This is a genomic window from Nitrosomonas oligotropha (genome assembly GCF_009833085.1).
In the GTDB taxonomy this organism is placed as follows: domain Bacteria; phylum Pseudomonadota; class Gammaproteobacteria; order Burkholderiales; family Nitrosomonadaceae; genus Nitrosomonas; species Nitrosomonas oligotropha.
This window is the reverse complement of record NZ_QRBZ01000015.1, coordinates 1-12,991: the sequence shown is the minus strand read 5'-3', so window position 1 is coordinate 12,991 and position 12,991 is coordinate 1. Positions and strand designations below refer to the sequence as shown.

The window sequence follows — 12,991 nt, the reverse complement described above, 5'->3', positions numbered from 1 at the left end:
TGATTATAATCTTCCTATAACCCGGATTTTTGTGAGCAATCCGTATAGTGGCGGTCATGTGTCAGTGGATAATCACATCACGGGATTGGAAATATGGAATGGTTTCCCTTGCGGTGATGGAGTATCTTGCCTTAATTTTGATACTGCTGCTCCTACAGTACCGGCTTCATTAGTATCAAAACTGTCCAATTATGGAACTGCTGCTGGAGTTGCATTATCTTGGAGTAAATCCTCAGACAATGTTGCAGTGGCGGGATATAAAGTGTACCGAAATGGGACCAATATCGGTGTAACTACTACAACGAATTTTAAAGATACAATTATTGGTAGTGGCAAAGGAACTCTTTACAGTTACACAGTAAAAGCAATTGATGCTGCAGAAAATTTATCTGCGGCAAGTACTGCAGCGCTGGTGATCTATTAGTGGAGTGTTGATTAATCTACCTTGCATTAAAGTAATTCCAGCAGTAAGTGCTACTTGATTTTAGATAAACGTGTTATTTAATATCTTTTTCTGCAGGAATCAAATCCGCCGGAATATATTTCTGGCGGAAATTAATCAAGTATAAATAAGTAAATCAAATTTTTGTTTAATATAACTCTTATCTCGGTCCAGTGCCTAGATAAATTGCCCAAGGATCCAGTGGGATTACAACAGTTATTAAGTTCCTATGTCGAAATCTTGATGGCATAATCTACGAGAATTAGGTATACCATTAAGAGCAAAGCTCTTAGTCAGTTAATAATCAGTTGAATTTAGGTTTAATAAGCTATACAGTTAAATGAGTGCGGGTCAGAAAATGCTCAGTATCTCTATCCTTGAATGAATACATTAACACCTATCATCTTATCCGGTGGCTCGGGCACGCGTCTTTGGCCTTTGTCACGTGAGAAATATCCCAAACAGCTATTGCCATTAATAAACGAGGATTCTTTGCTGCAAGCCACGGTCCGGCGTATGGATGGATTAAATGGCGTGCAATTAAGTCCACCGATGGTTGTGTGCAATGAAGAATATCGTTTCGTCATTGCTGAGCAATTGCGAGTGATGGATAGAAAAGGGAGTATTCTGCTTGAACCCTTCGGGCGCAATACTGCTCCTGCATTAACGTTAGCTGCGTTCGCAGCTCTACGGGAAGGGGATGATCCCATTTTATTGGTCATGCCGTCCGATCATGTGATTATGGATGTGGAATCATTTCAGGCTGCTGTTTTAGCAGGTATGTCACAAGCAATGGATGGCAGGATTGTCACTTTTGGGATAACGCCTGACGCTCCTGAAACCGGGTACGGTTATATCCAATCGGGCGAGTTAATTGAGCAGGGCAAAACTGCTTACCATATTGCGCGTTTTGTCGAAAAACCGGATCTGCCGACTGCGCAAACTTATCTGGATGCCGGTAACTATCTTTGGAACAGTGGATTGTTCATGATGCGGGCCTCGGTATGGCTGTCCGCCATTGGCAAGTGCCGGGCAGATATTTTAACGGCTTGCCAAGCTGCATGGGATCAGGGATCGGCAGATGGTGATTTTCTCCGTGTCGATAAGCAAGCTTTTGAACAATGCCCAAGCGATTCGATCGATTATGCCGTGATGGAGAGAATTGCCCGGCAGGATGGTGACTTACCAGCCGGGGTCGTGATTCCGCTGACAGCAGGATGGTCTGACATCGGTGCGTGGAGTTCATTGTGGCAGGTGCTTCCCAAAGATGACGCGGGCAACGTAGCGAAAGGGGACGTATTATTAAATGATTGCAAAAATACCCTGGCCATTTCCGAAAGCCGTTTGGTTACCTGTGTCGGTATCGAAAATGTGATCGTTGTTGAAACTCCGGATGCTGTATTGGTTGTGCATAAAGACAAAACACAAGACGTGAAATTGGTCGTCGATATGCTGAAACAGCAAGGTCGCTCGGAAGGAAAATTGCACCGCAAAGTGTTTCGTCCATGGGGCTGGTATGACGGGATCGATGTCGGTGAACGTTTTCAAGTGAAACGTATTGTGGTTAAACCCGGTGCAGCCTTATCCCTGCAAATGCACCATCATCGCGCCGAACACTGGGTTGTCGTGCGTGGTACGGCTCGGGTTACACGAAACAAGGATGTCTACTTGGTCTCGGAGAATGAGTCGACTTATATTCCACTGGGTACGAGTCATCGGTTAGAAAATCCCGGTTGCGTGCCGCTGGAAATGATTGAAATTCAATCCGGTTCGTATTTGGGGGAAGACGACATCGTCCGGTTTGAAGATATTTATGGCCGGAAAGAACATTAATCGAGCTTGTTCTTATAGGTACTGAGTTATTTATCCAATTGTTTTAGTGTTCTTTCTTCCGTAGTAGTCAATAATCTCAGGCACGGCAAATAACCATCGTAGACAATGCCATGCACTTCGATGTGCTTTTGCGAACGTAACATACTGATCAAATATTGTGCGATAGCCTGAGTAATCACTTGCCCGGGAACCAGCACGGGAATGCCCGGCGGGTAGGGCGTGATCTGATCCGCGCATACCCGGCCGTTAAGACTTGCATTGATCTTATCCTGTTCGTCCAAGAGCGGCATCAATTCACCTCCGCAATAGAACGCGTCGCGCGGGAGATACTTCAACTCGGTGAACCGTGGAATCTCTGCCGTTTGGTAAAGCCGTTGCGGTGCGCGATTTTCGCGAGCGATGCGCATTAAGGCATCGTATAACCGTGATACTTTGCTGCGGGTGGTGCCGATTGTGAGCAGCAGGGTGAGCGTATTGAAAGTGGATTTTTCCACCTGGATATTGAAACGTTCAAATAATTCCCGGATTAATTCCTCAACGGTGAAACCGCAGCGCGAAATGTCCACTGTCACTTTGGTGGGGTCGAGTTGAATGTCATCGTGCTTGATTTCATCCGGTAGCAGATCGGACAATTCCAGAACCTGAAATACACCGGTGGAATTGATTTGCGCGCGTATTTCTTGCGCCAGATCCAGTGTGCGTGACAGCAGTTTGTAACCTTCCAGCATAGCCTGCATTCGCGCCACATCGAGACTCGCAATCATGCTGTACTGCGGACTCGTGGACGTATGCATATTGAAGTTTTCGCGGAACAGATGTTCGTTGAAATCAGGATCGTTGACATGAATCATGCTGGATTGTGAGAACGCCGACAGCACCTTGTGCGTGCTTTGAGTGGCATAATCCGCGCCGGCTTCCAATGCAGTAGGACGGAAAGCCGGATGGAACCGGGCAAAGCCATACCAGGCTTCATCGATGATCACCTTAATCCCTTTGGCGTGCGCCGCTTCAATAATTGGTGGTAAGTCATAACGTAAGCCATCGTAGGTGCAGTTGGTTAAGATCAACGCCTGCGCATCGCTGTGCTCTTCAATCGCCTTGAACAAGGTTTGCTTGGGTACCGGCCCGTAAATATTGAATTTCTTGTTGACGGAAGAGTCCAGATAAACCGGATGAGCGCCGGACAGCACCACGCCATGATGCACGGACTTATGGCAATTGCGATCCAGCAGCAACTTGTTGCCGGGTGCCAGGAGTGTTTGGAAAATGACCTTATTGGCTGTCGAAGTACCATTTGTGGCAAAAAATGTCCGGCGCGCGCCAAAAGCTTTGGCGGCAATTTTCTGCGCTTCCGCAATCACCCCGGCCGGTTCCATCAAGGAATCCAGCATCGGCACCGAGACCGATAGATCCGCGCGGAAGATATGCTCACCGATGAATTCATAAAAATCGCTGACCCACGGACTGTCGCGCAAGGAATCACCGGAGGAGTGGCCCGGCGTATGCCAGGCATCCTTGGCCATCAGCACATAATGTTTGAGTTGGTCATAGAAAGGCGTGCGCGCTTTTTCCTGCAACTGGGCATTCAGAATGCGGTACATGCCACGGTAATCGCGTTCTTCGCGGTAAAAATACCCATCGACCGTTTCGGAAAAAAGTGCATCGACAACTTCATCTTCCTGTTCTTGCGCGATCAGGATGTAAATATTCAACTCAGGACGGAAATGCGTGATTTTCTGCACCAGCTCGAGCGCGGTCATTTGCAGATCGCGTGCGTGTTTTCCTGGATTTTTTAAGGTATAGAGCCGGTCATCGACGACCAGCCCATGAATATCGCCATCTTGTTCAATGGATTGGAGCGCTTCTTGCGCCGTGGTGACGCCGGAGAAAACGATACCCAGAGGATTCTCCATCGATTTGGCGGCCGCGTTCAACCCTTTGATGAATTCTTTCAAAATCAATTTCTCATCATTGATGAGCAGGATCCGGCTGACTGGTTTTTTCATGAGGTGCGGTCTACCGGATTGAGTATGCTGGATTCGAGTGGCGGTGCGGCAACCGGATTTTTATTCAAAGCTTAACAAAGTGAATTTGTATAATTCCGCGTCCGTCAATTGCAGCACAACATTTCTAACCACAGAAGAAGTGCCGATCATAATCGACGGGATTTGCAACTGGCTAGTACTGTTTGAGAGCGTTGCGATATTGCCGGGAGTAGCGGATAAGAGCACAACACTAGCCGGATCGAGTTGAAACACGTAAGAAGGGTTGTCGCTAATCAGCTGCAGACTGACGTGATACATCTGACCGGTTCCGATATCGACGGCGAAACTTAAAATATTGTTACTGAATATACCGGTTGCATCCGTTACTTCCACGCGATCGATCTTTACCAGATTGCTCAGCGCAGCGTGAACACCGTCAAAATCTTTGAGTGGTACATCTGAAGGAGTGCCTAGCAAATTTAATTTCTTTATTGGAAGTTTTGCAATGGCATCAAAAACTGCCATGCCATCAAAAATAACGCGTCCAAATACCGTAAAACCGCCGTTTTGATGATCCAGATTGGCGGAATTGTCAGCCAGATTGACGAACCATTGACTGGTTGCGCTGTTGGGGTTACCGCCCAGTTTTGCCATGGCGACGGTCCCGCGCGTATTGGAAATCTTGAATTCGTTGGTAATCGGAGAAAAGGTATTGACAGCTACCAGCGATTCTCCGCTGACACCATCGACAATCTTGAAACCGCCGCCTTGGATAACAAAGCGGGGGCTGCTGCGATGAAAAATTCCGTTTTTGTAGGCGTCATTCTGGATGTAATTGAGAAAATTGGCGGTAGTAATCGGCGTTTCTGTTTCAAAAAGCTCGATACAAAATTGCCCCATGCTGCTAGTAAAACAAGCCACGGAATTCGCCTGTGCCATGGGCGATAAGAATATCAGGCAGATGAACGCAGCTTTAGAATAAATTTGAGAGATGCGCATGATGATCAAGATTATTGGGTTTAAATTGAGATTTTACTGATAGACATGAATGTGAAGCAATTGTTTTTTATGGAAAAGCCGCAATTATGTGTATAGGAGTGCATGCTAGGATATGGGAATGAGCGGTTTTTTAATGCGATGTACAAAGTAAAAATAAATAAGCGCACTGGCAATCGCCGCAAAGAAACACCAAACCGAGGCAAAAGTCTCGAGGTAAGTGAAATACGCCACAAAAAAACCGGTTGTAATGATGATACCGGCCAGATATAAATGCTTGTAACTGGAGAAAATGAACGGTACGCAAGTGGCCAGTAAATATAAAGTAATAACCAACTGGTGGCTACTAACGTGGTGTTTGTAGTGGATGCTGTGATGGACAATTTCCGCGACAATCGGTTCGTTAACCAGGCCGGCGGCAGTATAGATCGCAAGTCCAAGGCCCGCTATACCGGTGAAAGCGATAATTTTTTTGCGCATGCCGTCGGTTTCCGCTTGGTAAACGGCGAAAGGCGCGAACAGCGGCCAGATAATGCCGATAAATACACCAAAAATATTGCTTAACCAGAATTGTGACTGTGTAGTGCCGTTATGGGATAGAGAAATCCATAGCAATCCTTCCACCAGTTGCTGGGTAGCGAAAATGAGCGGAATCAGGGCCACTGGAAGATCTTTGGAATAGACGGTTTTCCGGATGGTGGTTATACCGACAACAAAAAGGGTTCCGCTGACAATAAAACTGGCTTCTGCTGAAAAACACATGCTGATGACCGGACTTTTAGATTGCTGAATTTGTCTGTTAATAAAGTATGGCTTCTTTTGGCACCTTAACCGAGTTAAGCGGATTTAGTCCAGTAATAAATTGCGGCAACCACACGATAGCGTTGTTTCGCCAAAAATTAACAATTTTTTGAATGTATCGATGAGATTAATCTGAGTGACGTTAATGAACATCGTTTTCGAGGATGGCGTTGTATATCAGAATTCTGTTAAAATGCGAAATTCTATAAAAGTGTCAAGCAAGGAAGAGTTGTCATGGCTTATGTAGTAACTGAGAATTGCATTAAATGCAAATATACGGATTGTGTGGATGTATGTCCGGTGGATTGTTTCCGTGAAGGTCCCAATTTTTTAGTTATCGATCCCGATGAATGTATCGATTGCACATTATGTGTCGCGGAATGTCCGGTGGAAGCAATTTATGCGGAAGATGACGTACCTGATGAGCAAGTGCATTTCATCGATCTGAATGCAGAATTGTCTAAGAAGTGGCGTCCGATTATCGAGAAAAAAGATCCATTGCCTGACGCGGATGATTGGGCCAGTGTTAAAGATAAGCTGGATCAACTGAAACGCTAAACAGAAATGGCGGTAGTAAGCTGATACCGCATGTCTGATTCCTCGCAATTTCCGCAAGTTCCCCTTTCTGAGGTTTTTAAGCGTATCGATGCCGGTACTACGGTTGTCACACCGAACCGCAGGCTTGCATTAGCGCTTAAAGAGAAATTCGATCAAGACCAAATCGGCCGCAACATGGCGGTTTGGTATTCGGTTGATATCTTGCCTTTGACCGCTCTGGTTGAGCGTATTTACCTTGATGCGCTCTATGCCGCGCAATCGTTCAGATTGCCTTTGTTGCTGTCGGCCGCACAGGAGCAGGTGCTATGGGAATCGATCATCCGATCATCAGCAACCGGAAAAACACTGCTGAGAATTGCGCAAACAGCGCAATTGGCTCGGGAAGCCTGGCAACTGGCGCATGCCTGGCAAATCACGGATCATCTGAGTGATGGTTATCCCAATGAGGATGGCAGAGCGTTTCTCGATTGGGCTTCGGCGTATCAGGAAATAACGCAGCGGAATTGGCAAACGGATCACGCGCGCATTACGGATCTGGTCACTGAGCATTATGAATCTTTCGATATAAAAAAAACGCCGTCACTCATTTGTTACGGTTTTGATATTTTTACGCCGCAACAAAATGCTTTTTTAAGAAAGCTCACTGCCGCCGGTTGTGAGATATCGGTCGCGGCTTTACCGGTGCAATCCCCGCAATCTCCGGGCGCAATGCGCCGTATGGAGTATCCCAGCAGCCGTGACGAGATTTATCAGGCGGCACTGTGGGCGCGATCCAAAATAGCCGGGGCGGATCATGCCGCTCGAGTTGGTATCGTAGTACCGGCATTATCCAGTTATCGCAACGTACTGATGCGTATTTTTGGCATGGTGATGCATCCGGATATCCGCTTTGCTTTGCCAGGCGCTACCCGGCCGGTGGCGCCATTCAATGTATCCTTGGGTTTGGCGCTCACGTCTTATCCCTTGATCGACGCCGCGTTGGTGAGTCTGGCTTTGTTGGATCAAGCGCAAGCGTTTCACCGTGTGAGTCACTGGTTGCGATCCCCCTTTCTGGCAGGCGGCAAAGCCGAGATGGAACAGCGTGCATTGTTGGATGCGCGCATTCGCCGCAATGCCGAGCCGATGGTCACATTGGAACGTTTGTTCGCACTGGCGACACAGGCAGGCGGACAAACGAGTTGTCCCGTTTTACTCCGGTGTTTGTCCGCATTGATGGAGTTTCGTCAAACCCAGCTGCCCCAAACCGCAAGCCACTCCGTTTTTGCGCAAGTTATCCTGGAAGTTCTGGAAATTGTGGGGTTTCCCGGAGAACGCAGCCTGGATTCCATTGAGTATCAGACATTCGAGAAATGGCATGCGCTCGTCGCAGATTTTGCCACGCTGGATCGTGTCGTTACTAAAACGAATTACCCTGAAGCAATTGGCCGGTTAAAACGAATCACGGGCGACACCTTGTTTCAGCCGGAAACACCAGATGTGCCGATCCAAATTCTGGGTGTGCTGGAGGCGGCGGGAATGGAATTTGATCATTTGTGGGTCATGGGATTATCGGATGAACAGTGGCCGTTACGTGCTCGTCCGAATCCGTTTTTGCCGCTGGAATTGCAACGCAGCGCGCAATTGCCGCTGGGCTCCGTGCAGGAGTCATTGGTCTATTGCCGGCGATTGACGCAGGGATGGCTATCTGCTGCTCGGGAAGTCATTCTGAGTTACCCCAAGTTCAGTGACGATCGCGACGGGCACGAATTAAAACCCAGTCCGCTGATTCAATCGATAACGAACAATAAACCGGTTTTTCTCGCGCTGGAACAGCATCGCGAGCGGATTATCCAGTCATGTGAATTGGAACGGATCGAAGACGATCAGGCGCCGCCAGTGGATACAGCAGTGGCCGGGCAGGGCATCAAAGGCGGTACGGCAGTGCTGAAGGATTATGCCGCTTGTCCATTTCGTGCCTGGGCCAGACACCGATTGCGTATCGCAAATCTGGAGGTGCCGCATACCGGTTTAAACGCAATGGAACGGGGAGTGCTGGTGCATCAGGTTTTGGCCCACCTTTGGCGGCAATTGGAAAGCAAGGAAGCGCTTGAGGCCATGACTGATAATGATCTCGACGGCATGCTGAAGCGCATTGCCAAAGAAGCGGTTAGCGAGATGCAGCAAGCAAGGCCCATGGCACTTTCAAAGCGCTTCGCGCAAATCGAACAACGGCGCTTGGTGCGCTTGGTGCGCGAATGGTTGAACGAAGAAAAAAAACGCGATCATTTCACCGTGATTGCAAACGAGGAAAAGCTTTCCATCCAGGTAGGCGATCTGGTCTTGAATGCCCGCCTGGACCGGATTGACGAATTGGCGGGCGGGCAACGTATCATTATCGATTACAAGACCAGAAAACAGCCGGCTCAAAGCATGATCGGAGAACGTCCGGACGAACCGCAGTTGCCTTTGTACCTGGTGATGACAAAAGCGCAGCAGGACGCCGTGGGCGTTGCGTTTGCCGCGGTGAAGCGGGGTGAGATGGGTTTTGCGGCGATTGTGCGCGATCCCGATCTATTGCCCGGTGTGAAAGCTTTCTCGCAAGTGAATGGATGCAAGCAATTTGCCGCATGGGAAGATCTGGTTGCAGCGTGGCGGCAGCATTTGACGAATCTGGCGGCCGGTTTCTGCAGCGGCGATGCCAAAGTGGATCCCAAGCAGTATCCGGTCACATGCGATTATTGCGACTTGCAATTGTTTTGCCGCATTCATGAACGGATTGGCGAGCGTGCAATTTCGCAGGACAGTGAAAATGACTGATTCCAGACCGATCCCCGATGCCGATGAACGCCTCCGTGCACTGAATCCCGCGCAATCATTTATCGTGCAAGCACCGGCGGGTTCGGGTAAAACCGCGCTGCTGATTCAACGCTATCTCAAATTGCTGGCTTGTGCCGATGCTCCGGAAGAGATTGTGGCGATTACGTTCACCCGGAAAGCGGCAGCGGAGATGCGCGCGCGGGTTCTGGCCGCGCTGGAAATTGGTGATGAACCTATCGATGCCGGAACTGTGCATGAACAATTGAACCGTGAATTGTCGGCAGCCGTGTTGCAACGGAATCGGCAGGCTGGTTGGCATATCGCCGAGAATCCGGAGCGATTGCGGATACAGACCATTGATTCGCTGTGCGCGGCATTGACACGGCAAATGCCGATATTGTCGGAATTCGGCGCGCAGCCCGAGACGGTCGAGGATGCAGCGGATTACTATCTGGAAGCAGCGCGCGCTACGCTGGCTTCCGTTGAGCAAAACCATACGATTGCGCACGATGTCGAGCGCTTGCTCGAGCATCTGGACAACGATATGGCGCGTATTGAAGCATTACTGGCCGATATGCTGGCGCGGCGCGATCATTGGCTGCGCCATCTGCATGGCAAACCGCGTGAAGAACTGGAATGGTCGCTGCAAAATTCCCGTGATCATGCAGTGCAATTTGCTTTCAGGTTATTCCCGGAAGCCCTGCGCCATGAGCTGCTGGCATTATTGCGCTACGCTGTCACAAATCTTCACGCATCCGGTAAATTGCCGGAAATCGTACTTTATGATCAATTGGAAGCGTTATCAATAGCAGATGCTGAACATTGGCAGGGTATTGCTGAGTTATTGCTGACACAGATGGGCGATTGGCGCAAAAGAATTTCCGAGAAAGAGGGTTTTCCATCGGGTAATACCAAGGCTGAGAAAGATGAAGCCAAGGCATGGAAAAACCGTCTGGAGAATTTGATCAATTCACTCACTCCACATGACGCTCTGCGCGAAGTATTGCAGGATATACGTCAACTACCGCCGCCGCATTATTCCGACAAACAGTGGGAAATACTGGGTGCGATCACGCGATTGTTACCCTTTGCCGTGGCGCAGCTTAAAGTTATTTTTCAAATCAATGGCAAAGTCGATTTTGCCGAAGTGGCGCAGCGTGCATTGTTAGCGCTGGGTGATGCCGAATCGCCTACCGATCTTGCTCTGGCATTGGATTACCGTATCAAACACTTGATGATTGATGAATTTCAGGATATTTCCATCAGTCAGTTTGCATTGATGGAAAAACTTGTTGCTGGCTGGGAAACAGGGGATGGGCGCAGTTTTTTTGCCGTTGGCGACCCGATGCAATCGATATACCGTTTCCGTGAAGCCGAAGTAGGGCTCTTTTTGCAGGCGCGAAGTGCAGGGATCGGTACGCTGATTTTGCAACCGCTTACACTGAGCGCCAATTTCCGTTCGCAACAAGGCATCATGGATTGGGTCAATGCCACTTTTGCGCACATCATGCCGGAATGCGAGGATATTGCGACGGGCGCGGTGGTGTATACGCCTTCCGTTGCCACACATGGCATGCTGACGGGTGATGCGGTGAATATTTACCCTTTTCTGGAAAGAAATGATGCAGCAGAGGCTCTGCAGGTTGTCGAGATTATCTCGAGGGAACGACATGATCATCCGGACGGAACCATTGCAATATTAGTGCGCAATCGTAGCCATTTAACTGAAATAGTCGAGCAAATCAAAGCGGCCGGTCTGCGTTTTCGTGCCATCGATATCGAATTGTTGCGTCATAAGCCTGTGGTGCAGGATTTGCTGGCATTAACCCGAGCTTTAATGAATCCGGCCGATTATGTGGCATGGTTCGCACTGTTGCGTGCACCCTGGTGCGGCTTGTTGCTGAGGGATATTTCGGCATTGACGGAGAAAAATCTCAGCGCCATGAGCAAAGAAATCACCCTGTGGGGATTGATTTGCGATGAAAATCGCTGGCATGGCATTTCGGCCGATGCAAGCGTGCGCTTACGCCGCATCAAGGAGATTTTAAGCTCTTGCATGATCAACCGGCGGCGTCAGGCATTGCGTGTAACAGTCGAGGCAGTTTGGCATGCCTTAGGAGGGCCGGGGTGCATCAATGCGTTTACAAGTGGCGGTGCCGGTGTTGCTAACACTTTGGATGACGCGATGATTTATCTGGATTACCTTGAGAGTCAGGAAGTGGCCGGTGATATCCAGGATCTGGCAAGTTTTGAGAAGGGATTGGTTGCATTGTATGCATCACCGGATCTGGAGGCTGATGAGTCTTTGCAGATTATGACAATTCATAAAGCCAAAGGGCTTGAGTTTGATACGGTGATCGTGCCTGGCTTGGGTCGAACCTTACGTAATCATGACAAACAGTTGCTGAGATGGATCGAGCAGCCGCATAGTCAAATCGCAGGAGAAACGAGCGCGGCGACGCCGGATTTATTGCTTGCGCCGATTCAGGAAACGGGCGTAGGCGTTGATCCGATTTATACCTGGGTGGAAAAATTGGATCGGGACAAGGCGCAATTTGAAACCGATCGCTTGTTGTACGTGGCCGCTACGCGCGCCAAAAAGTTTTTACACCTGCTCGGTCATGTCAATGGGGTCTCGGATGATCATGGCAATGTAGCGCCATTAAAACCACAGCAAGGCTCATTGTTGCAGCGGTTGTGGCCAATTGTGCAACCGGTCTATAGCGCTGCGGCAACGGATGATGCCATGTCATTGAATCATCAATCAGAAAATGGAACAAACAATACGATTAGTGCAGCCGTCGTCAGCCAGAGTATTTTCCGGTTGAGAACAGACTGGGTATTGCCGGATGCGCCGGAATCGGTTACGTGGCAAGAATCCCGCGATAAAAAACAAATTCAAGAAGAAATAGAATTTTCTTGGGCTAGCGAAATGGCCCGGCATGTGGGTAATGTGGTGCATCGTTGGTTGCAGAAAATTGCCGAAGATGAAATGCATAACTGGAATGCTGCACGTATTCAAGGAATGCGTGAACAATTCACATGGAATTTAATTGCGGGTGGGATGAGCGGAGATGATCAGACCATGATCCACGCGGTTGAACGCATTACTCTGGCATTAACGAATGCAATTCAAGATGAGCGCGGGCAATGGATCTTGGGGTCTCAGTCACTTGCGCAGAATGAATTGAGAATCAGCGGTATCGTCAACGATAAAGTAATGAGCTGGATAATTGATAGAACATTTTGTGATGCCAACGGTACTCGCTGGATTATAGATTACAAAACAAGCAGTCATGAAGGCTCGGCATTAGCGGATTTCCTTGATCGTGAACAAATGCGTTACCAGCATCAGCTCAATCAATACGCCAAACTGATGCGTCAAATCGATTCACGTCCCATAAAATTGGGAATTTATTTTCCTCTCATGTGCGGTTGGCGCGAGTGGTGAAAATTGACGATAATTTGGCGTGACTCCGGTAGAAAGCCAAGAAATTTTTCTAAAATCTTCGGGCAATGAGGTACAGATAATTAATCCTTGTAGATAAAGGGGAAAAGAGGAGGAGAGGAGATTAAATCC

At 48.6% G+C, this 12,991-nt stretch carries 8 protein-coding genes; 5 read left to right on the top strand and 3 right to left on the bottom strand.

Features of this window, described 5'->3' with window-relative positions; genetic code table 11:
• Nucleotides 1-424, top strand: a 424-nt coding sequence (locus ABD07_RS05615; protein WP_476703647.1) for a rhamnogalacturonan endolyase family protein, incomplete at its 5' end; no start/stop codon positions are given.
• Nucleotides 425-823: 399 nt separating this feature from the next.
• On the top strand, nucleotides 824-2,275 hold the full coding sequence (locus tag ABD07_RS05610) for a mannose-1-phosphate guanylyltransferase/mannose-6-phosphate isomerase (protein WP_160817495.1): 1,452 nt from the start codon (nucleotides 824-826) through the stop codon (nucleotides 2,273-2,275).
• A gap of 26 nt (nucleotides 2,276-2,301) precedes the next feature.
• Here the strand turns inward: ABD07_RS05610 and ABD07_RS05605 are convergent, their stop codons facing one another.
• The 3 genes from ABD07_RS05605 to ABD07_RS05595 all read right to left on the bottom strand — a co-directional run bounded on the left by ABD07_RS05605 (nucleotide 2,302) and on the right by ABD07_RS05595 (nucleotide 6,018).
• Complete coding sequence (locus ABD07_RS05605; protein WP_160817494.1) at nucleotides 2,302-4,281, bottom strand: aminotransferase class I/II-fold pyridoxal phosphate-dependent enzyme; 1,980 nt, start codon at nucleotides 4,279-4,281, stop codon at nucleotides 2,302-2,304.
• Between the two features lie 60 nt (nucleotides 4,282-4,341).
• Entirely contained in the window at nucleotides 4,342-5,181 is an 840-nt protein-coding gene (locus ABD07_RS05600; protein ID WP_338040532.1) for a peptidylprolyl isomerase, read from the bottom strand.
• Nucleotides 5,182-5,364: 183 nt separating this feature from the next.
• On the bottom strand, nucleotides 5,365-6,018 hold the full coding sequence (locus tag ABD07_RS05595; RefSeq protein ID WP_160817492.1) for a DUF6629 family protein: 654 nt from the start codon (nucleotides 6,016-6,018) through the stop codon (nucleotides 5,365-5,367).
• Between the two features lie 273 nt (nucleotides 6,019-6,291).
• On the opposite strand from ABD07_RS05595, the gene fdxA reads away from it, so the two are divergent.
• The 3 genes from fdxA to ABD07_RS05580 are packed head-to-tail and all read left to right on the top strand — an operon-like array spanning nucleotide 6,292 to nucleotide 12,862.
• Nucleotides 6,292-6,615, top strand: a complete 324-nt coding sequence (gene fdxA, locus ABD07_RS05590) for a ferredoxin FdxA (protein WP_160817491.1) — start codon at nucleotides 6,292-6,294, stop codon at nucleotides 6,613-6,615.
• 30 nt (nucleotides 6,616-6,645) lie between these two features.
• Nucleotides 6,646-9,411 carry a PD-(D/E)XK nuclease family protein gene (locus tag ABD07_RS05585; RefSeq protein ID WP_160817490.1) on the top strand — a complete coding sequence of 922 codons (2,766 nt, stop codon included), beginning with the start codon at nucleotides 6,646-6,648 and terminating at the stop codon, nucleotides 9,409-9,411.
• On the top strand, nucleotides 9,404-12,862 hold the full coding sequence (locus ABD07_RS05580) for a UvrD-helicase domain-containing protein (protein WP_160817489.1): 3,459 nt from the start codon (nucleotides 9,404-9,406) through the stop codon (nucleotides 12,860-12,862). Before ABD07_RS05585 ends, ABD07_RS05580 begins: the two co-directional genes overlap by 8 nt.
• The last annotated feature ends 129 nt before the right edge of the window (nucleotides 12,863-12,991 follow it).